Here is a 21,467-nt window from a genome sequence, read left to right on the forward strand (position 1 = left end):
GCGGGCCAGTGTAGGCGGCGCGCCGCGGGACCGCCCCGGGGATCCGCCGCGTGATCGACACCGGTGGACACGCCGGGTACCGGGACGGGAACGGCTCGTGACCCACGGCCTCGCGCGGAACCCGACCGCGGGGGCCCCGGCTCGTTACCATCGCCACATGTCCTCCTCCCGCGGCCGCTCAGGGGGGCGCCGCGCGGGGAGACCCGCCGACCGGCGCCGTCGCCTGCGGACGGTCGACGAGACGTCCGCGGGTGGCCTCGTCGTCGACCACGAGCTGGGCCGCGCGGCCGTGATCGGCCGTCTCGACCGCCGCGGCCGGCTGCTGTGGTCCCTGCCGAAGGGGCACATCGAGGCCGGTGAGACCGCCGAGGAGGCGGCGGTGCGGGAGGTCGAGGAGGAGACCGGCATCATCGGGCGCGTGGTCGCACCCCTGGGCACGATCGACTTCTGGTTCGTCGCCGAGGACCGCCGGGTGCACAAGACCGTGCACCACTTCCTGATGCGGGCCCTCGGCGGCGACCTGTGCGACGACGACGTGGAGGTCGCCGAGGTCGCCTGGGTGCCGCTCGGGGAGCTGGAGGGCCGGCTGGCCTACGCCGACGAGCGACGGCTGATCCGGCGGGCGACCGAACTGCTGGAGGAGACCGCGTGAGAGCGGTCGCGGCGGCCGCCGCGATCCTCGCCCTGCTCGTGACCCTCGTCGGCACGGCGGGGACGGCGCAGGCGCAGCCGGACGCCCCGCCCGCCACGGACACCGGGCTGCGGCTCGATCTCACGGCCGCCTCGCCCCGGGTCGTCACCGCGGACGGCCCCGCCACCCTCACCCTCACCGGCACCCTCACGAACACCGGCTCCACCCCGGTGACCGACCTCGGCGTCCGCGTCCAGCGCAGCGACCCGCTGCGCAGCGAGGCGGCGGTCCGCGAGGCCCTGGCCGGCGACGACGCCGCCGACGCCGTCACCCCCGCCTTCACCGATCTGCCGGACCTCGCGGCCGGCGCGTCGGCCCCGGTCACCCTGTCGGTCGCGCTGACCGGGCCGCCGTCGAGCACGCTCGCCCTGGCCCGGACCGGCGTGCACGCCCTGCTGGTCAACGTCAACGGCACCCGTGAGGGCCTGCGCGCCCGGATGGCCGCGGTGCGGATGCTGCTGCCGGTGCTCTCGCTGCCCGCGGGCGCCACGGGCGCGCCGACCGGGCCGACCGGGCCGACCGGGCAGCCCACCGGCTCGACCCCGATGACGCTGCTCTACCCGATCGTCGAGCCGCCGCGCCGGCTCCCGACCGTGCCCGGCGAGCCGGTCACCCTCACCGACGACGGCCTCGCCGCCTCCTTCGCCCCCGGCGGCCGGCTCGCCGGCCTGGTCGACGCCCTGTCCGCGCGCGCCCCCGTCGGCTCGCCGCTGCGGGCAGGGGTGTGCGTCGCCGTCGACCCCGACCTCGTCGAGACCGCCGCGCAGATGGCCGACGGCTACCAGGTGCGCGCCCCGGACGGGACGGTCGTGCCGGGCACCGGCGCCGACGCCGCCCGCGCGTGGCTGGCCCGGCTCTCCGCGACGCTGCGCGGCAGCTGCGTGCTCGCCCTCGCCGAGAGCGACGCCGACCTGGTCGCCCTCGTCCGGTCCGGGGCGTCGGACCTGGCCCGGCGGGCGCTCGTCGACGGCCGGGAGCTGACCGGGCGGCTGCTGGGCACGCCGGTGCTGGCCGACACGGTGTGGCCGGCGGACGGCGCGCTCGACGAGGCCACGCTGGCGGACGTCGGGCAGGCCGGCGACGGGTCGTCGGCCGCGCTGCTCTCCGCCGACTCCGTCGAGCAGCCCGGGGCCGCGCAGGTCTCCGGGGTGGTCCCGCTGGCCGACCCGGCCGCGAGCGGCACGTCGACGGTCGGCGTGCTCACCGATCCGCTGCTGACCCTCGCCGCCGGCGGCAGCCCCGCCGCCACGACCAGCGCGAGCCCGGCCGGTGGAGCCGGGGCCCTGGGTACGCAGGACGCGCTCGGCGCGCTGGCCTTCCGGGCGTTCAGCGCGGGTGCCCGCACCGCCGGGCCGCTGGTCCTCGCCCCGCCGCACCGCTGGGCGATCGACGGCCGCGGCGCGGACGCCCTGCTCGACGGTGCCGGCCGGCTCATCGCCGCCGGGCTGGCCGAGCCGCGCGCGCTCGGCGCCTCCGTCGCGGCCGGGGCCCCGCCGGGAGCGGACCGGCAGCGGCTGGCCTATCCGGTGCGGATGGGGGCGCAGGAGATCCCGCCGGCCGTCGTCGCCTCCGTCGCCGCGGACCGGGACGACGTCGAGCGGCTCCGGGCGGCGGCCGACTACGAGACGGGTGTCGGCGCACCGCCGGAGCAGGTGTTCGACCCGCTGCTGCGCGGCCTGCTGCGGGCGGTGTCCGGGTGGTGGCGCGGCGACCCCGCCGCCGCCCGCGCCCAGGCCGACCTGGTCGGCACCCGGATCGACGAGCTGGTCGGGTCGGTGCGGGTGCTCGAGCCACCGGGGCCGTTCTCCCTGGGCACACGGGACGCCCCGGTGCCGCTGACCGTGGCCAACGGGCTGCCCATCACGATGACCGTCCGGGTCGAGCTGGCCAGCACGGCCGGCCTGCGCGTCGCCCCGATCCCGGTGCAGCGCGTGCCCCCGCTCGGCCGGGTGCAGGTCCGGGTGAGCGCCGAGGTCCTCCGCGCCGGCCAGTTCACCGTCGAGGCCTCGGTCCGTACTCCGGACGGCGGGGCGCTCGGCGAGCCGACCCGGCTGCAGGTGCGCTCGACGGTGTACGGCACGGTCACGATCTGGCTCACGGCGGTGGCCGGCGTGCTGCTCGTCCTGCTCGCCGCCCGGCGGATCGTCCGCCGGATCCGGGGCGACCGGTCAGGTCCGGACGGGGGGACGGGACCGGGCGGACCCGGCTCGGGACCGCCCACCGGGCCCGTCCGGCCGCCCGTACCGGTGCGCCCGCCCGGCGTCCCGGCACCGAACGGTGCCGGCCCGGGCCCCGCCGACACGCCGGTCACGGGCGGGCCGGAGGGCCCCGGACCTGCGCGGCGGCCCGCCGAGCGACCCACCGGAACGTCCGTGGGGCCCGCCGAGTTCCCGCCCGGGCTCCGGCACGCGTCACGGCGCGGGGTCACCGCGTCGGACGGCGATCTGCCGTAGGCTGACGACTCGGCGGCAGCAGGGGGACACGACAGTCGCGCGGGGCGCACGGGGTGGAGGTCGCGACCGGTGAGCGGGCAGACGGAGGAGAAGCCTGTGCCCGGCCCGGGCACCGGTGCCGCCGCAGCCGCCGCCCCGGTCGCCGCGGCTCCGGTCGCCGGCGCCACCCCCGAGGTCCCGGGCACCGCGATCCCGAGCCCGGCCGGCCCGTCGGACGCGGCCACGGTCCGCTCGGTCCAGTCCGCCCCTCCGGTGACCGCCGCCCCGCTCGCCCGAGGGGGCGCCGTCCGCTCCACGGCGGCGACCGGCCCCGGCACCGTCCTCGGCAACCGCTACCGGCTCGTGCTGCGCGTCGGGTCGGACCTGAGCGCGGGCGCGGAGTTCTGGCGGGCCGAGGACACGATCCTGCAGCGGGACGTCGGCGTCACCGTCCTGCGCCGGCTCCCCGCCGACGAGGCGGACGAGGACCCCGAGGGCACCGCCCGCGCCGGCGAGATGATCGTCCGCGCGCTGCGCTCCGGCGGCTTCGAGCACCCGGGGTGCGCCCGCCTGCTCGACGTGCTGGCCGCAGGCTCGCCCGGCGTCCCGTCGGACGTGCTCGGCGCCGCCGTCACGGAGTGGGTCGCCGAGCACAGCCTGACCGAGGCCGTCGCGGGCGGGCTGATCAAGCCGCTGCGCGCGGCGCGGATGGTGCAGCAGCTCGCCGCGGCCGCCGACGAGGCGCACGGCCGGGGCCTGGTCCTCGGCACCGACCACCCACAGCGGATCCGGGTCACCGGGGACGGGCGGGCACAGGTCGCGTTCGTGCTGCCCCGGCCCGGCCTCACGCCCGAGGACGACGTCCGCGGCCTCGGGGCCGTGCTCTACACGCTGCTCACCTCGCGCTGGCCGCTGTCCGGGTCCGACGCCGCCCGCGCCGGGCTGCCCTCCCCGGAGCGGGACGAGCACGGCGCCCCGGTGCCGCCGTCGGCGTTGCGCCCGGGGATCCCGGTCGAGCTCGACGCGGTCTGCACGGCCGCGCTGGGCGCGCACGGCGCCGGACCGGTCGTCGGCCGGGTGCACACGGCCGCCGCGGTGCACCGGATGATCGGCGAGGTCGTCCTCGAGGACGACCGGGCCGCGCTCTTCCCGCCGGAGCACGACGGCGTGGGCGCCGAGCCCGGGGACGTGTGGCAGGCCAAGACGCGCAAGGCCGCGCCGCAGGACCCGGACCGGCGGCGGAAGCTGCTGATCGGCCTGGGTGTACTCGGTGCGGGCGTGCTCGTCGTGCTCGGGTACCTGGGCGTGCAGCTCGGTGCCATGTTCGGCGAGCCGAACGCCCCCGCGATCGTCGTCGGCGACAGCGCGGCGGCGGGCGCACCGGCCCCGACCGCGCCCGGCGGCCCGGCCGTCAGCGTGGCGGTCAGTGGTGTGTCGCTCGAGGTGTACGACCGCACCGGTGACCGGGACAACGCCTCGGACGTCGAGCGGGCCGTCGACGGCGACCCCGCCACGAGCTGGGCCACCTTCACCTACAAGCAGCAGCTCCCCGCGCTCAAGCCGGGCGTGGGCCTGATGGCCTCCTTCGCCTCGGTCGAGCAGCTCTCCCGGCTCACCGTGCGCTCGCCGAGCGCCGGGACCGTCGTCGAGATCCGGTCGGCGCCGTCCGTCGACGCCGACCTCGACGAGACGCAGCTGCTCACCACGGAGACCCTCGGCTCCGGCAGCACCACGATCTCGCTCGCCGACAGCCAGCCCACGCAGCACGTACTGGTGTGGATCACGAAGCTCGGCGGGGGCGGGGACGCGAACGTGAGCCAGATCGACGAGCTCACCTTCTACCGCGCCGGGGTGTAGTCCCCGTCCGTGGCCCGGCCGGTCCGTGGTCGACGGGTCCGTGGTCGACGGGATCGTGGTCGACCGGTCCGTCGTTCGCTGGCGTGAACGGTTCCGCCGTTCCGGACCGCGCAGGGGCGCCCGGCTCCTAGCGTCCGCCGCGTGCCCCTGCTCGACGCCCGGTCCGACCTGCAGCTGCTGGAGGCGCACCGGTCCGGCGAGCGCCGCGCGTTCGACGAGCTCGTGCGCCGGCACGGCGACCGGCTCTGGGCGGTGGCGCTGCGGGTGCTGCGCGACCCGGAGGACGCCGCGGACGTCCTGCAGGACGCGCTGGAGTCGGCCTACCGTCGCGCGGCGGGCTTCCGCGGGGAGGCGTCGGTGAGCACGTGGCTGCACCGGATCGTGGTGAACAAGTGTGTCGACCGGATCCGGTACGACCGCGCGCGCCCGCCGTCGGGCTACGGACACCCGCACCGGGTGCCGGTCGGGCGTGATCCCGCCGAGGGCGCCACCACCCGGCTCGCGGTGCTCGACGCCCTGGCTCACCTGCCCGCTGACCAGCGCATACCGGTTGTTCTCGTCGATGTGATGGGATATCCGGTCGCCGAGGCGGCGGCAATCCTGCAGGTGCCCGTGGGCACCGTGAAGAGCCGTTGCGCCCGTGGCCGCGTCCGGCTCGCCGGGCTGCTCGGGCACCTGCGGGAGGAGGGCGCGTGAGCCGACCGGGGGAGTGGGAGGGCGGGAGCGGCTGGCTGACCCGGCTGGCCGAGGCCGAGGCCGGCCTGCCGGACGAGGAGGCGGCCGCCCGCGTGATCGCGGCGTCCGAGCCGGGCAGTGGGCGGGTACTGGCCGCGCTCGCCGCGACCCGGGCCGAGCTCGCGGCGGTGCCACCGGCCCCGATGCCCACCGCCGTCGCCGCCCGGTTGGCGGCGGGATTCGACGCGGTCGACCGGGCGGACGCCGCTCCGGGACTCATGAGCGGCGACAGTCGTCGAAGTGACGATTTTCCATTACGGCGACTCCGCCGCAGGTCGGGGCAGGTGCGTCGCCGTCCCCTGCTGCTGACCGCCGCGGCGGCCGCGCTGGTCGCCGCGGCCGTCGTCGGACCGTCGACCGGCCCGGATCGGGAGGCGGTCGACCCGGCCTCCGCCGCCGCACGGGTCCTCGCGAAGGGCACGCTCGAGGTCGGCGGGCTGCGGGACCCCGCGGCGCTCGCGGCGTGCCTGGCCCGGGGCGGGGCCGCGCCGGCCCGCGGTCCGCTGCTCGCCGGGCGCCCGGTCGTCGTCGGGGGGCGACGGGGGACCTTGCTCGTCCTGGGGACCGGCGTGCTCGGCCGGGTGCGCGCGGTGGTGCCCGCCGAGGGCTGCGAGACGGTGCTCGCCGACCTGACCACGGGCGGGTGACCGGGGCGACGGTGCGTTCCGTGCGCCGCCCGGCGGGGGAATGCCCGCTCCTAGGATCGTGTTGAGTGGGCCGAGCGAGTCGAGCGGGAAGAGAGGCATCGGTGAGCACCGAGCAGAAGATCCACGACCTGATCATCGTGGGCTCCGGACCGGCCGGGTACACCGCGGCGATCTACGCCGCGCGCGCCCAGCTCGCGCCCCTGGTGTTCGAGGGCACCCAGTTCGGTGGCGCGCTGATGACCACCACCGAGGTCGAGAACTTCCCCGGCTTCACCGACGGCATCATGGGCCCGGAGCTGATGGAGCAGATGCGCGGGCAGGCCAAGCGCTTCGGCGCCGACCTGCGCGCCGAGGACGTCGAGTCCCTGCAGCTGGAGGGCCCGGTCAAGGAGGTCGTCGCCAACGGCGTGACCTACCGCTCCCGCGCGGTCATCCTCGCCATGGGCGCCGCGGCCCGCTACCTCGGCGTGCCGGGCGAGCAGGAGCTGCTCGGCCGCGGCGTGTCGGCCTGTGCGACCTGTGACGGGTTCTTCTTCCGGGACAAGGACATCGCCGTGATCGGTGGGGGCGACTCCGCGATGGAGGAGGCCACCTTCCTCACCCGCTTCGGCAAGACCGTCACGATCGTGCACCGCCGCGACGAGTTCCGCGCCTCGAAGATCATGCTCGAGCGCGCCAAGAACGACCCGAAGATGCACTGGGCGACCAACAAGCAGGTCCTCGAGGTCCTCGGCGAGGGCGGGGTCACCGCCCTCAAGCTCAAGGACACGGTGACCGGTGAGGAGTCCACCCTCGAGGTGTCCGGCATGTTCGTGGCGATCGGGCACGACCCGCGCAGCGAGCTGGTCCGCGGGCAGGTCGAGCTGGACGAGGAGGGCTACGTGAAGACGAACGCCCCCTCGACCTACACCAACCTCCCGGGCGTGTTCGCCTGCGGTGACCTGGTCGACCACACCTACCGGCAGGCCATCACCGCAGCCGGCTCGGGCTGCTCGGCCGCGATCGACGCCGAGCGCTGGCTGGCCGAGGAGCCGGTCACGCCCGAGATGGCCGGCGGCGGCTACGGCACGGACGCCGAGGACGTCGCCGCGGCCGTCCACTGACCCCTTCCGCTTCCACACCGACCCGGCGCAGTACCGAAGGAGAGCATCGCGATGGGCAACAACACCGTGGACGTCACCGACGCCACGTTCGAGCAGGACGTCCTCAAGAGCGACAAGACCGTGCTGGTCGACTTCTGGGCCACGTGGTGCGGGCCGTGCAAGATGGTCGCCCCGGTGCTCGACGAGATCGCCGGCGAGCACAAGGACAACCTGACCGTCGCGAAGCTCGACATCGACGCGAACGGCAAGACCGCCCAGCAGTACCAGGTCATGTCGATCCCGACCATGATCCTCTTCAAGGACGGCCAGCCGGTCAAGACCATCGTCGGTGCCAAGCCGAAGGCGGCCCTGCTGAGCGACCTGTCGGACTATCTGTAGCGCGCTCCGCAACCGACCCGACACGGCCTGTCGCCGATCGTCCGGAACACCGGGCGATCGGTCGGCGGGCCGTTCGGCCGTTCGGCGCCTTCTGCGCCCGCTGGCTGCGCGGACACGCCCGCGCTCGCCCCGCTGTCCCCCGGACGGGGTGCCGCAGGGCAGAATGGTCGACGGCCGGGAACCGGGTCGGCACGCCGCAGACGGCAGACCGTGTGCCGTGTCGCAGGTGAGCCGTCCCGGGCCATCGAGACGCGCCGTGGCCGGCGCGACGGAGATCGAGCGAGGGGTGCATGCAGCTGCTCCGCCGCGGGGACCGCGGCCCGGCGGTCGTCGAGATCAGGACCACGCTGCGGCGGTTCGGCCTGCTGGCCGCCGCCCCGGCCCCGGGATCCGACGACGTGTTCGACGGGGCCGTCGAGCGGGCCGTCCAGGCGTTCCAGCAGCGCCGCGGGCTGATCACCGACGGGATCGTCGGCCCGGACACCTACCGCGCGCTGCGTGAGGCCGGGTGGAAGCTCGGGGACCGGATGCTCGCCCTGATGGTGTCCGCCCCCATGAGCGGCGACGACGTCGGCCAGCTGCAGACCCGCCTGCTCGAGCTCGGCTACGACCCCGGCCGCCCGTCCGGTGTGTTCGACGAGCGCACCGAGCAGGCCTTGCGGGGCTTCCAGCGGGACTACGGGCTGACCCCCGACGGCGTGTGCGGTCCGGGCACGCTGCGCGCGCTGCGGCAGCTCGGCCGCAAGGTGGTCGGCGGCCGGCCGGGCCTGCTGCGCGAGCAGGAGCTGCTCCGCCGCGCCGGCCCACGGCTGCGCGGCAAGCGGATCGTCGTCGACCCCGGGCACGGCGGCCTCGACCGCGGCGTCCAGGTGGCCGGGGTCTGCGAGGCCGACCTGATGTGGGACCTCGCCCGCCGGCTCGTCGGCCGCATGTCCGCCACCGGCATGGAGGCGCTGCTCTCTCGCCGGGAGGACACCTGCCCGGCCGAGGCCGAGCGCGCCGCGTTCGCCAACGAGGCGAACGCCGACCTCGTGCTCTCGCTGCACTCGGACGCGAACCGCAGCATGTACGCCCAGGGCCTCGCCACCTTCCACTTCGGCAACGGCTCGGGCGCCACCTCGACGGTGGGGGAGGCGCTCGCCGGGCTCATCCAGCGCGAGCTGCTCACCCGCACCGCGATGCTGGACTGCGGCAGCCAGGCGCGGACCTGGGAGCTGCTCCGGCTGACCCAGATGCCCGCCGTGCGCGTGGAGCTCGGCTATCTCACGCACATCGGCGACCGCACCAAGCTGCTCGACCCCGGTTTCCGGGACGTGGTGGCCGAGGGCATCCTCGTGGCCGTCAAGCGGCTGTACCTGCTCGGTCAGAACGACCAGCCGACCGGCACGTTCACGTTCTCGGACGTGCTGGCCCACGAGATCAACCGGAACCAGGCCCAGGCCATCTGAGGCCGGGAGAATCGGTCTGAGGGCCGGGAACAGCCATGTCGGCGTTCCCGGCCCTCTCACTTACACCCGTGTAGTTCGCCGCTCAGCGGCCCGTACAGCGCGCCCTCAGATCGCGCGTACGCACCCCCCGGTGGGGGCCGGTACCCGGTACCCGGGCTGCTCGACCGGCGCCGCGGGCTGCATCGGGATCGTGACGGTCCCGAGGAGTTGCTCGAGCGCGTGCTCGACGTCCTCCTTCCACGTGATCCCCGAGCGGAGCTCCATCCGCAGGCGGGGCCAGCGCGGGTGCGGCCGGACGGTCTTGAACCCGACGCTCCGCAGGAAGTCGGCCGGGATGATGCAGCCGGGCTCGGAGCCGGGCCGCGCCTCGCCGAACGCCTCGACGGCCTTGACGCCGCGGCGCGTCAGGTCCTTCACCACCGACTGGGCGAGCATGCGTCCGAGGCCCTCGCCGGCGTACTCCGGCATCACCTGGAGGGTCGTGAGGAGCACGGCGTCGGCGCTCACCGGGCCGGTCGGCATCTCGGTGGCGCGGGGGACGGCGGAGGGCGGCGCGTACATGACGTAACCGGCGGGCGCACCGCGCACATAGACGACCTTCCCGCACGAACCCCACTCGAGCAGGATCTCCGAGACCCAGGCCTCCTTCTCGAGCTCGGTGGTGCCGAACTCCTCGGCCTGCTTGGCGAGGTGCGGTGCGAGCTCCCAGAAGACGCAGGAGCGACAACGCTTGGGGAGGTCCCCCAGGTTGTCGAGGTTGACCGCGGCGACGTGCCAGGACAACGTGCTACCTCCGGGCGGGCGACCCGATCGGGTTCCGCGTGGTCGAGAGCCCCCGTGTGATCACGAAGGCCGTTCGATGGTAGGTCGGTCGGGGGCCCTGCGACACCCCGGCTGCTGCGACCGGTGTCTCAGCCTCGCCGAAGGGCAGGACGTACACCCGTCCCGGTTACACTCAGGAGCCACTTTCGCTCCCCGAGGCTGCGCGCGCGTGGCCGCCGGGCGGCGATCTGTGCCGACGTCCGCTCCGTCCCGCAGTCGATCTGGAGGATCCACCGTGACGATCCCGCCGTCCCCGCAGCAGCCCGACGCCTCCGTCGAGCGGGCGGCGGCAGCCGCGCCGGTCCCGCCCAGCGAGCGGTTCGCCGCACGGACCTCCGGGATGGTCGCCTCCGAGATCCGCGCGCTGTTCGCGGTCGCCAGCCGGCCCGAGGTCGTCTCGCTGGCCGGCGGCATGCCGAACCTCGCCGCTCTCCCGCTCGACGCGCTGTCGGCCGAGATCGGTGACCTCGTCGCCCGCGAGGGACAGGTCGCGCTGCAGTACGGCTCCGCGCAGGGCGTGCCCGCGCTGCGCGCCCAGATCTGCGACGTCATGCGGGAGGAGGGGATCGAGGCCGACCCGAACGACGTCGTCGTCACCGTGGGGTCGCAGATGGCCCTCGACCTCGTCACGCGGCTGTTCTGCGACCCGGGGGACGTCGTGCTCGCCGAGGGGCCCTCCTACGTCGGGGCGCTCGGCAGCTTCGCGGCGTACCAGGCACGCGTGATCCACGTGGCGATGGACGAGCACGGGCTCGTCCCCGAGCTGCTGGAGCAGGCGCTGCGCTCGCTCGCGGCGCAGGGTGTCACCCCGAAGTTCCTGTACACGATCCCGAACTTCCACAACCCGGCCGGCGTGACCCTGGCCGTCGAGCGCCGGCAGCGGGTGCTCGACCTGTGCGCGGAGTACGGCGTGGGTGTCGTCGAGGACAACCCGTACGGCCTGCTCGGCTTCAGCGGCACGCGCTACCCGGCGCTGCGCTCGCTGGACCGGGACGTGGTGTACCTCGGCTCCTTCTCCAAGACCTTCGCCTCCGGCCTCCGGGTCGGCTGGGCGCTCGTGCCGCCGGCGGTGCGGGACCGGCTCGTGCTGGCGGCGGAGTCCGCCACGCTCTGCCCGCCGAGCTTCACGCAGATGATCGTGTCGCGGTACCTGGAGAAGCACGACTGGCGCGCGCAGGTGAAGGCGTACACCGAGCAGTACCGGGAGCGGCGGGACGCGATGCTCACCGCGCTCGACACGTACCTGCCCGAGGGCTGCACCTGGACGGTGCCGGACGGCGGCTTCTACGTCTGGGTCACGCTGCCCGAGGGGGTCGACGCCAAGGCGATGCTGCCGCGCGCCGTCACGGCCCGCGTGGCGTACGCGTCGGGTACCGGGTTCTACGCCGACGGGCTCGGCAGCAGGCAGCTGCGGCTCTCGTACTGCTACCCGACGCCGGAGCGCATCACCGAGGGCGTCCGCCGGCTCGCCGGCGTCATCGAGGCGGAGCTGGACGTCCGGCGCACCTTCGGTCTCCCCGCCGTCCCCGCACCCGAGCTGCGGAGGGGGTCGCACACCCCGAGCCCCGACACGGCCTGAACTCTGCTCCTCCGGACGCCCCGCGGTACACGCCGCGGGGCGTTCGTCGTTCCGGACCCGTTTCACGTGGAACACAGGGGCGGCTCAGTCCGTCTCGAAGGAGAGCTCGACGACGTAGCCGTCGGGGTCGGCAACCTTGACCGACGTGTAGCCGGGCTCGTCCCACCACTCCACTTCCCGGACTCCCTCGTTCGCGAGCCGCTCGCGCGCGGCGTGCACGGCCTCGGGGTCGGGCAGGGCACAGCCGAAGTGGATGCGAGCGAGGAGCTCCGGCGGAGGTGGTTCGCCGTCGAGGAGGGCGAACATCACGCCGTCCGACATCCGCAGCCGGTAGCCCCACTTCTCCCGGATCGCCGTGCCGTCGAGGCCGAGGGTGTCGAGGTAGAAACGACACGAGCGCTCGGAGTCACGCACGGTGAGCGCCAGGTGCGAGAGGAGCATCGCGCCACCCTCGCGCGTCGAGGCGTCCTCCGACAGGGTCGAACTTCCCTCGCTCGGCTGCCGATCGTCCGTCCCCGAGAGGTCGATGTTTCACGTGGAACAGCGCGGACCGGACGCAGAGCCCGGCGGGACGGTGGCGCAGAATGCCCGGGTGAGCGATCGATGCGTGGCCGTGCTGGCGGGTGGACTGTCCCACGAGCGTGAGGTGTCCCTGCGATCCGGGCGTCGACTGGCGGGAGCGCTCCGGGCCAGCGGCCTGGAGGTGCGCGAGTGGGATGCCGACGCCGCACTGATCGAGCGCCTGCGCACCGAGCGGCCCGACGCGGCGATCGTCGCGCTGCACGGGGGAGAGGGCGAGAACGGGGCCGTCCAGGCCGTGCTGGAGCTCCTCGACGTGCCGTTCGTGGGCACCGCGTCGTCGGCGTGCCGGCGTGCCTGGGACAAGCCGACCGCCAAGGCCGAGCTCGCCCGCTCCGGCCTGCACACGCCGGACTGGATCGCGCTCCCGCACACCACGTTCCGCGAGCTGGGCGCCCAGGCCGTGCTCGACGCGATGGTCGACCGCCTCGGACTGCCGCTGATGCTCAAGCCGGACCAGGGCGGCTCGGCCCTCGGCGCCCAGGTGGTCCGCTCCGCGGCCGAGCTGCCGTCCGCGATGGTCAGCTGCCTCGCCTACGCCGACACCGTCCTGGCCGAGCGGTTCGTGTCCGGCACCGAGGTCGCCGTGTCCGTGGTCCACGACGGCGCCGAGGCGCGCGCGCTGCCACCCGTCGAGGTGGACGTGCCGGGCGGCGTCTACGACTACACCGCCCGCTACACGCAGGGTGCTGCGAGCTTCCACTGCCCCGCCCGCCTACCCGAGGACGTCCTCGACCGCCTCCGGGAGACCGCGCTGCAGGCGCACGCGCTGCTCGGTCTGCGCGACGTCTCCCGGATGGACGCGGTCGTCGACGAGGACGGGCGGGTGCAGATCCTGGAGGTGAACGTGTCGCCCGGTCTCACGGACACCTCGCTGCTGCCCACCGCCGTCGCGGCCGAGGGGAGCGACCTGGGCGCCGTGTTCGCGGCACTCGTGGAACGCGCCGTCGAACGGGGTTGATGTTCCACGTGAAACGGCGCCGCCCATCAGGGCGACGCCGTTCTCGCTGACGGACGGGGATCAGCTGCGCTCGATCAACCCGGCGATGCGCTCCAGGTCCTCCGCCGACCCGAACTCGACGACGAGCCGGCCCTTCCGGGCGCCCATCTCCACCTTCACCGTGGTGTCGAAGCGGTCGGAGAGCCGGGTGGCCAGTTCCGTCATCCCCGCGGTCGGGCCGGGCCGGGAGCGCGACTGCCGCTGCTTGCCCGGAGACCTCTCGTTGCGCGCGAGCACCACGGCCTCCTCGGTGGCGCGCACGGACATGCCCTCGGCGACGATCCGGGCGGCGAGCTCCTCCTGCGCCTCCGCGTCGTCGAGCCCGAGGAGGGCCCGGGCGTGGCCGGCGGACAGCACGCCGGCGGCGACCCGCCGCTGCACGGCGACGGGGAGGCGCAGCAGCCGGATCATGTTGGTGACCACGGGCCGGCTGCGGCCGATCCGGTCGGCCAGCTCGGTCTGGGTCACGCCGAACTCCGCGAGCAGCTGCTCGTAGGCGGCGGCCTCCTCCAGCGGGTTCAGCTGGACGCGGTGGATGTTCTCCAGCAGGGCGTCCCGGAGCATGGCGTCGTCGCCGGTGCGGCGCACGATCGCGGGCAGCACCTCGAGGCCGGCCTGCTGCGAGGCCCGCCAGCGCCGCTCGCCCATGACGAGCTCGAAGTCGCTCGGGCCGGTCTCGCGCACGACGATCGGCTGCAGCAGCCCGAACTCGCGGATGGAGTGGGCCAGCTCGGCGAGGTGCTCGTCGTCGAACTGGCTGCGCGGCTGCTTGGGGTTCGGGCGGATCGCCGCGACCGGGATCTCGCGGTAGACCGCCCCGGCCTCGGCGATCGCCCCCGGCACCGACGGTGCCGCAGGCACGGACGGACCCGAGGGCATGCCCCGGTCCCACGAGTCCGGCACCCGGGAGGACGGCGTCGGGGGAGAGGGACGGCCGGGCTGCTCGCCCGGGGGTGCCGTCGGGATCAGCGCGGCCAGGCCGCGGCCCAGCCCGCCCTTGCGCTCGGCCATCTACGCCCCGTTCGTCTCCGGCCCGCCCATCCGCGAGCCGTACACCGCGATCTCCCGGGCCGCGTCGACGTAGCTCATCGCGCCGCGCGATCCGGGGTCGTACGCGAGCACCGTCTGGCTGTAGCCCGGCGCCTCGGAGACCTTGACGCTGCGCGGGATGACCGTCCGCAGCACGGTGCCGCCGAAGTGCTGGCGCACCTCCGAGGTGACCTGGTCGGCGAGCTTGGTGCGGCCGTCGTACATGGTCAGCAGGATCGTCGACACGTGCAGTGCGGTGTTGAGGTGCGAGCGCACGAGGTCGATGTTGCTGAGCAGCTGTCCGAGGCCCTCCAGCGCGTAGTACTCGCACTGGATCGGGATGAGCACCTCGGCGGCGGCGACGAGCGCGTTGACCGTCAGCAGGCCGAGCGAGGGCGGGCAGTCGATCAGCACGTAGTCGACGGCGAGCTCGTCGAGCACCTCGTCGTTGAGCGCCTGTCGCAGCCGGGACTCGCGGGCGACCATGCTGACCAGCTCGATCTCGGCACCGGCCAGGTCGATCGTGGCCGGCACGCAGAGCAGGTTGTCCGACGCCGTGCTGACCGCGGCGGCCTCGACGATCCCGATCTCGCCGAGCAGCGCCTCGTAGATCGACGGTGTGCCGGCCCGGTGCTCGACGCCGAGGGCCGTGCTCGCGTTGCCCTGCGGGTCGAGGTCCACGACCAGCACCCGCAGGCCGTGCATCGCCAGCGCGGCGGCGATGTTGACCGTGCTCGTGGTCTTCCCGACGCCGCCCTTCTGGTTGGCGACGGTGAGGATCCGCCGGTGCGCCGGCTTCGGCATCGAGTGCCGGTCGGGGTGCCGCAGACGGGCGGCACGCTCCGCCTCCTCGGCGATGGGGGTCCAGCCGATGCTCATCGCACGGGGCCTTCCTGACGACGTGTCACGTGGATCGGCGGGATCACGAGCGCCTCCTCCGTGGCCTGCCTGCGGGCCGGCTCTCCCGTTCGACCGAGACGACGGTGCTCGGCGGGTCGACGACGCCCAGGCCGCACCGCTCGATCACCGGCGTGCCGCCGCCGAGCCGGCGGACCTCCGCGGTGTCCCGGGCGATCTCGTCCGGCGCCGACGCGCCCTTGACCGCGAGCAGCCTGCCGCCGACCCGCAGCAGGGGGATCGACCAGCCGGCGAGCCGGGCGAGCGGCGCGACGGCACGAGCGGTCACCACGTCCGCCCCCTCCCATCGACGCCGAATCGCATTCTCCTCGGCCCGTCCCCGCTCCACGGTGAGCGACAGGCCCAGATCGTCGACGATCTCGCCGAGCCACTCCACCCGGCGGGCGAGCGGCTCCACGAGCACGATCCGAAGATCCGGACGAGCCAGCGCCAACGGTATCCCGGGGAGGCCCGCTCCCGAACCCACGTCCACGACCTTCGCGCCGTCCGGCACGAGTTCCGCGACGACGGCACAGTTCAGGACGTGCCGATCCCACAGGCGGTCCGCCTCGCGCGGGCCGATGAGGCCGCGCTCGACGCCGGACGTCGCGAGGTGCTCGACGTACCGGGCGGCGCGGTCGAGCCGGTCGCCGAAGACCTTCTCCGCCGCGGCAGGAGGATGTTCCACGTGAAACCGTCCAGGTGTTCCAGGGGCCGGACACGGCCGCGCCCTCCGGTCCGGTGCGGACACGGAGGGCGCGGGCGGGTGCTGGGGTGCGGGTCCGGAGGGACCCGGCCTCACTTGTCGCGGAAGACGACGACCTGCCGGCGCGGCTCCTCGCCCTCGCTCTCGCTGGAGACGCCCTTGACCGCGGCGACGGCGTCGTGCACGACCTTGCGCTCGAAGGGGGTCATCGGCCGCAGCCGCACGGACTGCCCCGACTCCTTGACCTCCTGCGCCGTACGGGTGCCGAGCTCGGTGAGCTCGTCCCGGCGGCTCTGCCGCCAGCCGGCGATGTCCAGCATGAGTCGGCTGCGGTTGCCCGAGGCCTGCTGCACCGCGAGCCGGGTCAGCTCCTGCAGCGCCTCCAGCGTCTGACCGCGGTCACCGACGAGCTTCACGAGGTCGTCCCCGCCGTCGATGCTGACGATCGCGCGGCCGGCCTCGACGTCGAGGTCGATGTCGCCGTCGTAGTCGAGGATGTCGAGCAGGCGCTCGAGGTAGTCGCCCGCGATGTCACCCTCCTTGATCAGCTGGTCCTCTGACCCGCTCTCCGCGGTCTTCGGCACGTGTGTCTCCTCTCCACGTCAGCTCGTCCGCTCCGCCCGGGCGGGTCGGACGACGTGAGCGGGCGGCGCCGCCCGGGCCGCCCGCTCGAAGGTCCGTCGGGGTCGGTGCGTGACCGACCCGGGGGTCACCGGCGTTTCTTGCCCTTCCGGGCCTGCGTCCGGTTGCCGCCGCCACCGGGGCGCCCGGCCTGGCCGGCCGGCCGGTTCCCCGGCTTGCCGCCCACGGGCTTCGCACCCGGCTTCGGCTTGTTCACGGGCTTGGCGCCCGGCTTCTTCGCCGGCGCGGACGACGCCTCGCCGTCGACACCGCCGTCGGTGCCACCCGCGACACCGCCGTCGGTGCCACCCGCGACACCGCCGTCGAGGCTGCCGTCGGACCCGGCCTCCACCGCGTCGGGCCCGGCGCCGTTCCCGTTCGCCGACGTGTCGCGGACGTCGCGCTGCGGCTTCTGACCCGGCTTCGGAGCGAGGGAGTTGCGCTGCGCGGTCGCCTTCTCCTTCTTCTCCGCCTCCTCGGCGTCGATCTTCTTGTAGACGACGTACTGCTGGCCGAGGGTCCAGAGGTTGTTCGCGACCCAGTAGAAGAGGATCGCCAGCGGGAGGAACGGGCCACCGACCACGACGCCGATCGGGAACACGTACAGCATCAGCTTGTTCATGATCGCGGTCTGCGGGTTCGCCATGGCCGCGGGGTTGGCCATCTGGCGAGCGACCGAGTGCCGCGCGGTGATGTGCGTGAAGATGCCCGCGAGGATCATCAGCGGGATCATGACGATCAGCTGGCTGGTGAGGTTCCCGCCGAGCTCGGCGAGGGTCGTCGTGGAGTACTGCGTGTTGATGACGGTGGCGCCGAGCTTGGCGCCGAAGAAGTCCGAGTCGACGAAGGAGCGCACCTCGTCGGCGCCGAAGAAGTAGTTCTCGGTCTTGCCCGGCTTGAACTCGCGCAGGACGTGGAACAGGCCGATGAAGACCGGGACCTGCACCAGGATCGGGAGACAGCCGCCGAGCGGGTTCGCGCCGTTCTCGGACTGGAGCTTCTGCATCTCCGCGGCGAGCTTCTGCCGGTCGTTGGCGTACTTCTTCCGGAGCTTCTGCATCTCCGGCGCCATCTCCTGCATCTTCCGCATGGAGCGGACCTGCCCGACGAAGGGCTTGTACAGGATGGCGCGCAGGGTGAAGACGAGGAAGATCACCGCGAGGACCCAGGAGACGCCGGAGTCCGCGCCGAACACGAAGCCGAACGCCTTGTGCCAGACCCACATGATGAACGACACGGGGTAGTAGATGAAGTTCAGCACGGCGCTTGCTCCTCGCACTTCTCAGTGCAGTCGGCGGCTCGACGGTCGTCGGGGCGGGCGGGGCGATCGGGTTGCTCGGGCTCCGGGTCCTGTTCCGGGGCCCGGGGCGGGACCGGGTCCACCCCGCCAGGGTGCCACGGGTGGCAGCGCAGCAGCCGTCGCACGGCCAGCCACGTGCCGCGCGCCGCGCCGTGCACCTGCACGGCCTCGAGCGCGTAGGCGCTGCAGCTCGGGTAGAAGCGGCAGGTCGGGGGCAGCGCGGGGGAGATCCAGCGCTGGTAGACGCGCACCGCCGCGATCAGCACGCGGGCCACGGGGGAGGGGCTCACCGGGCGGGCTCCCGGCCCCGCAGCTTCTTCGACGCGGAGCGCAGCGCGGAGTCCAGGTCCGCGCCGAGCTCGGCGGAGGTCGCCGCGGCGGCGGGCGGGAGCGCCCGCACGACGAGCGACGACCCGGTCGGCAGGGTGCCGAGCCGGGCCGCGACGAGATGACGCAGCCGCCGGGTGACGCGGTGGCGGACCACCGCGTTCCCCACGGCCTTGCTCACGACGAACCCGGCCCGCGGCGGAGCCTGCGAGGCCGGGTCGATGGTGGACGCCATGTCCAGATGCACGACGAGCCGGGAGCGGCCCGCACGACGGCCGTGGCGGATCGTCGAGGCGAACTCGTCCCGACGGGTCAGCCGGGCGCCGGCGGGCAGCACTCCGACGGCGCGGGGATCAGGCCGAGAGCTGCGTGCGGCCCTTGCGGCGGCGCGCCGAGATGATCGCGCGCCCGGCGCGCGTGCGCATCCGGAGCCGGAAACCGTGCGTCTTGGCCCGGCGGCGGTTGTTCGGCTGAAAGGTGCGCTTGCTCACGGTCGACTCTCCCGGTCGACGGCGCCGCGGGGTCCGGGCCGTCGGTAGCTTCTGATCTCGGTCGTCGCGCGGGTACCGGTCGGCGGGCACACGGGGGTGCCGGCGACGGACCGCGCCTGCAGACCAGGGTACGCAGCCGTTTCCGAGCGGCGCAAACCACCCCTGCGCGGATCCGCGCCGGGGTGACGACGCGGCTGCGCTGCGTCATCCCCGCAGGCCACGACCGCGGCCCGAACGGCCCCGCACAGCCTCGTGACCTGCGCGTCTTGTGACCTCGGGGCGGTCGTTGTTAGCGTGCGGGCTTCGCAGTTCCATCCGGGGGGATCGGGGCTTCTCCGACTGTCACCACGACGGACGCTGCGGGCGCGCCCCCCGACGGGAGGGTGGTCGCGGCCCGCCGTACTCCCCTGCGTACGGTCTACGCACATGTGTGGATAAGTCTGGGGATTCCCAGCCCACGCCGACGAGACGACGAACGAGGTCGTGCCCACCGCTCCCCAGCAGGTCGGCACGCGGAGAGGGGCCGAGCGGTGGCCGAACCCGGTGACCTCGCCCAGGTGTGGAGCCTGGTCATCGCCGACCTCGCCGGACCCGCGACGGATCCGGGCTCGCCCGGACTGTCCGCGCAGCAGCGCGCCTTCCTGCGGCTGACCCGCCCGCTCGGGCTCCTCGACGGCACGGCCCTGCTCGCCGCGCCCAGCGAGTTCGCGAAGGACGCGATCGAGCGCATCCTCCGGCGCCCGATCAGCGACGCGATCGGCCGCCACATGGGCGTGCAGGTGAACCTCGCGGTGGTGGTCGACGCCAACGCCGCCTCCGGCGGGACGGACGTACCCGACCCGCCCTCCCGCGTCCGGCCCGGCGCCCCGTCGCTCGGCGAGATCGCCGACGGCCGCGGCCCCGCCGTCGCGACGGCACCCCTGCCGGGGCTGTCCCCGCCGGCCCAGAACGGCTCCGCGGGCGTCGCGCAGGACGCGCCGACCCCGCCGTCGGGCATCCCGGTGGACCCGGCCGCGGCCGCGCAGCTGCCCGAGCCCGCGGGCGTCGAGCCGCCGGTGCCGGGCGAGGCCGGTCCGCTCGGGCCCGGCCGGCCCGAGGTCTGGCCGACCTACTCGGCGCCGCAGGCGGGCGATCCGGTCGCGCCGCGGTCGCAGACCCGGCTCAACGAGAAGTACACCTTCGACACCTTCGTGATCGGGGCGTCGAACCGGTTCTCGCACGCCGCGGCGGTGGCGGTGGCCGAGGCGCCGGCGCGCGCGTACAACCCGCTCTTCATCTGGGGCGAGTCCGGGCTGGGCAAGACCCACCTGCTGCACGCGGTGGGGCACTACGCCCAGCGGCTCTTCCCGGGGATGCGGGTGCGGTACGTGAGCACCGAGGAGTTCACGAACGACTTCATCAACTCGCTGCGGGACGACCGCAAGGTCGCCTTCCAGCGCCGCTACCGGGACGTCGACGTCCTGCTGGTCGACGACATCCAGTTCCTGGAGGGCAAGGAAGGCACCCAGGAGGAGTTCTTCCACACCTTCAACACCCTGCACAACGCGAACAAGCAGATCGTCGTCTCCTCCGACCGGCCGCCGAAGCGCCTGGAGACCCTCGAGGACCGCATGCGCACGCGGTTCGAGTGGGGCCTCATCACCGACATCCAGCCGCCCGAGCTGGAGACGCGGATCGCGATCCTGCGGAAGAAGGCCGCGCAGGACCGGCTCGCCGTGCCCGGGGACGTCCTGGAGTTCATCGCGGAGCGCATCGAGCGGAACATCCGCGAGCTCGAGGGCGCGCTGATCCGGGTCACGGCGTTCGCGTCGCTCAACCGGCAGCCGGTCGACACTCAGCTCGCCGAGATCGTGCTGCGCGACCTCATCCCGGACTCGGCCGCCTCGGAGATCACCGCGCCGACGATCATGGCGGTCACCGCCGAGTTCTTCGACGTGACGATGGACGAGCTGTGCGGGCCGGGGAAGACGAAGGCGCTCGCGCAGGCCCGGCAGATCGCCATGTACCTGTGCCGCGAGCTCACCGACCTCTCGCTGCCGCGGATCGGGCAGACCTTCGGCGGCCGCGACCACACCACGGTCATGCACGCCGACAAGAAGATCCGCAACGAGATCTCGCTGCGTCGGAAGACCTTCGAGCAGGTGCAGGAGCTCACGGCCCGCATCAAGCAGCGCGCCCGGCACTGAGCGTGGAAGCGGGTGCGCCGGCGACCGCGGCCGGGTGGCTCGGCTCACGAGGACAGAGCACCGGGGACGTCGCCCGCGCACGCGGCTGACCCGGGCGGCCCACCCGCCCGAGCCCGTGCACACCCGGTGGAACTCGGCGCGCCGGGCCGGTCCCGGCACATCTGCCAGGGCGGCCTCGTACACCCGTACGCCCTCTGGCACACCCTGTCGACGCCCCGTGTGACCGCATCTCGGTTGTGCCGCCGAGGAGGAGCGGTGGGCAGGAGCCACGGGAAGACGGTCCCGCACAACCGACCGCGCCCGGCACAACCGGTCGATGGGCTGTGCCGGCGAGCGACCGGGTGTGCGACGCCGCCCGGGCCGTTGTGCGGTATCCGGAGCGGGTGCGCCGGCAGGTCTCACACTGCCGCCGCGCACGGCGCTCGCCGGCCCGCCCGCCTCGGCTCCCGACTCGCGTCCCGTGAGCTCCCGGTCGCGGCGCTCGGAGCGGGCGGGAGGGCGAGTTGTCCCCAGGCATCCCCCGGGCCGCCCGGCCCGGGACGCCACGCCGCGCCAGGACCGCCCGATCTCGCACCGTCACCGTCCGCGCCGCACCTCCTCCACCCACACGGCTCACCGGGAACGGGCCGCAGCGGCGCT

The 21,467-nt window shown here is 74.4% G+C and carries 21 protein-coding genes; 11 read left to right on the top strand and 10 right to left on the bottom strand.

All coding sequences use genetic code 11. The features are described from left to right. Positions 1-157: 157 nt before the first annotated feature. From ABD990_RS12335 to ABD990_RS12370, 8 genes are all read left to right on the top strand, one after another. Positions 158-652: an NUDIX domain-containing protein gene (locus ABD990_RS12335; RefSeq protein WP_037042079.1), complete on the top strand. Its 495-nt coding sequence runs from the start codon at positions 158-160 to the stop codon at positions 650-652. After that, a complete protein-coding gene (locus ABD990_RS12340; protein WP_345380569.1) occupies positions 649-3,144 on the top strand; it encodes a DUF6049 family protein in 2,496 nt (831 codons plus the stop codon). The genes ABD990_RS12335 and ABD990_RS12340 overlap by 4 nt, the downstream gene beginning before the upstream one ends. 69 nt (positions 3,145-3,213) lie before the next feature. Then, positions 3,214-4,980, top strand: coding sequence for a protein kinase family protein (locus ABD990_RS12345; RefSeq protein ID WP_345380570.1), 1,767 nt, complete (start codon positions 3,214-3,216; stop codon positions 4,978-4,980). A gap of 141 nt (positions 4,981-5,121) precedes the next feature. Continuing rightward, positions 5,122-5,676 carry an RNA polymerase sigma factor SigM gene (gene sigM, locus ABD990_RS12350; protein WP_345380571.1) on the top strand — a complete coding sequence of 185 codons (555 nt, stop codon included), beginning with the start codon at positions 5,122-5,124 and terminating at the stop codon, positions 5,674-5,676. Next, positions 5,673-6,362: a hypothetical protein gene (locus ABD990_RS12355; RefSeq protein ID WP_345380572.1), complete on the top strand. Its 690-nt coding sequence runs from the start codon at positions 5,673-5,675 to the stop codon at positions 6,360-6,362. Before sigM ends, ABD990_RS12355 begins: the two co-directional genes overlap by 4 nt. 101 nt (positions 6,363-6,463) lie before the next feature. Beyond that, positions 6,464-7,465, top strand: coding sequence for a thioredoxin-disulfide reductase (trxB, locus tag ABD990_RS12360; protein WP_345380573.1), 1,002 nt, complete (start codon positions 6,464-6,466; stop codon positions 7,463-7,465). Positions 7,466-7,516: 51 nt separating this feature from the next. Then, on the top strand, positions 7,517-7,843 hold the full coding sequence (gene trxA, locus ABD990_RS12365; RefSeq protein ID WP_345380574.1) for a thioredoxin: 327 nt from the start codon (positions 7,517-7,519) through the stop codon (positions 7,841-7,843). A gap of 290 nt (positions 7,844-8,133) precedes the next feature. After that, the gene (locus ABD990_RS12370; protein ID WP_345380575.1) at positions 8,134-9,291 is read left to right on the top strand and encodes an N-acetylmuramoyl-L-alanine amidase; all 1,158 of its coding nucleotides are present in this window, start codon (positions 8,134-8,136) and stop codon (positions 9,289-9,291) included. Between the two features lie 105 nt (positions 9,292-9,396). On the opposite strand, the gene ABD990_RS12375 is transcribed toward ABD990_RS12370, so the two are convergent. Then, the gene (locus ABD990_RS12375) at positions 9,397-10,074 is read right to left on the bottom strand and encodes a GNAT family N-acetyltransferase (RefSeq protein ID WP_345380576.1); all 678 of its coding nucleotides are present in this window, start codon (positions 10,072-10,074) and stop codon (positions 9,397-9,399) included. Between the two features lie 274 nt (positions 10,075-10,348). Here ABD990_RS12375 and ABD990_RS12380 point away from each other — a divergent pair, with 274 nt between their 5' ends. Next, positions 10,349-11,692, top strand: coding sequence for an aminotransferase-like domain-containing protein (locus tag ABD990_RS12380; protein ID WP_425569583.1), 1,344 nt, complete (start codon positions 10,349-10,351; stop codon positions 11,690-11,692). Between the two features lie 84 nt (positions 11,693-11,776). Here the strand turns inward: ABD990_RS12380 and ABD990_RS12385 are convergent, their stop codons facing one another. Continuing rightward, positions 11,777-12,133, bottom strand: a complete 357-nt coding sequence (locus tag ABD990_RS12385; protein ID WP_345380578.1) for a VOC family protein — start codon at positions 12,131-12,133, stop codon at positions 11,777-11,779. A gap of 151 nt (positions 12,134-12,284) precedes the next feature. Here ABD990_RS12385 and ABD990_RS12390 point away from each other — a divergent pair, with 151 nt between their 5' ends. Further along, the gene (locus ABD990_RS12390) at positions 12,285-13,232 is read left to right on the top strand and encodes a D-alanine--D-alanine ligase family protein (protein WP_345380579.1); all 948 of its coding nucleotides are present in this window, start codon (positions 12,285-12,287) and stop codon (positions 13,230-13,232) included. Positions 13,233-13,292: 60 nt separating this feature from the next. Here the strand turns inward: ABD990_RS12390 and ABD990_RS12395 are convergent, their stop codons facing one another. The 8 genes from ABD990_RS12395 to rpmH all read right to left on the bottom strand — a co-directional run bounded on the left by ABD990_RS12395 (position 13,293) and on the right by rpmH (position 18,642). Next, a complete protein-coding gene (locus tag ABD990_RS12395) occupies positions 13,293-14,282 on the bottom strand; it encodes a ParB/RepB/Spo0J family partition protein (protein WP_345380580.1) in 990 nt (329 codons plus the stop codon). After that, positions 14,283-15,179: a ParA family protein gene (locus tag ABD990_RS12400; protein WP_345380581.1), complete on the bottom strand. Its 897-nt coding sequence runs from the start codon at positions 15,177-15,179 to the stop codon at positions 14,283-14,285. Between the two features lie 43 nt (positions 15,180-15,222). Further along, entirely contained in the window at positions 15,223-15,885 is a 663-nt protein-coding gene (gene rsmG / locus ABD990_RS12405; RefSeq protein WP_345380582.1) for a 16S rRNA (guanine(527)-N(7))-methyltransferase RsmG, read from the bottom strand. 110 nt (positions 15,886-15,995) lie between these two features. Then, the gene (locus ABD990_RS12410) at positions 15,996-16,487 is read right to left on the bottom strand and encodes a Jag family protein (RefSeq protein ID WP_345380583.1); all 492 of its coding nucleotides are present in this window, start codon (positions 16,485-16,487) and stop codon (positions 15,996-15,998) included. Positions 16,488-16,612: 125 nt separating this feature from the next. Beyond that, on the bottom strand, positions 16,613-17,785 hold the full coding sequence (gene yidC, locus ABD990_RS12415; protein WP_345380584.1) for a membrane protein insertase YidC: 1,173 nt from the start codon (positions 17,783-17,785) through the stop codon (positions 16,613-16,615). Then, positions 17,779-18,114 (bottom strand): membrane protein insertion efficiency factor YidD, encoded by a 336-nt coding sequence (yidD, locus tag ABD990_RS12420; RefSeq protein ID WP_345380585.1) that lies wholly within the window; start codon positions 18,112-18,114, stop codon positions 17,779-17,781. Before yidD ends, yidC begins: the two co-directional genes overlap by 7 nt. Next, positions 18,111-18,488: a ribonuclease P protein component gene (gene rnpA / locus ABD990_RS12425; protein ID WP_345380586.1), complete on the bottom strand. Its 378-nt coding sequence runs from the start codon at positions 18,486-18,488 to the stop codon at positions 18,111-18,113. The genes yidD and rnpA overlap by 4 nt, the downstream gene beginning before the upstream one ends. 16 nt (positions 18,489-18,504) lie before the next feature. Beyond that, entirely contained in the window at positions 18,505-18,642 is a 138-nt protein-coding gene (rpmH, locus tag ABD990_RS12430) for a 50S ribosomal protein L34 (protein WP_345380587.1), read from the bottom strand. A 557-nt stretch (positions 18,643-19,199) separates the two neighbouring features. Here rpmH and dnaA point away from each other — a divergent pair. After that, positions 19,200-20,828, top strand: a complete 1,629-nt coding sequence (gene dnaA, locus ABD990_RS12435; protein ID WP_345380769.1) for a chromosomal replication initiator protein DnaA — start codon at positions 19,200-19,202, stop codon at positions 20,826-20,828. The last annotated feature ends 639 nt before the right edge of the window (positions 20,829-21,467 follow it).

The organism is Pseudonocardia yuanmonensis (assembly GCF_039542425.1).
Classification (GTDB): domain Bacteria; phylum Actinomycetota; class Actinomycetes; order Mycobacteriales; family Pseudonocardiaceae; genus Pseudonocardia; species Pseudonocardia yuanmonensis.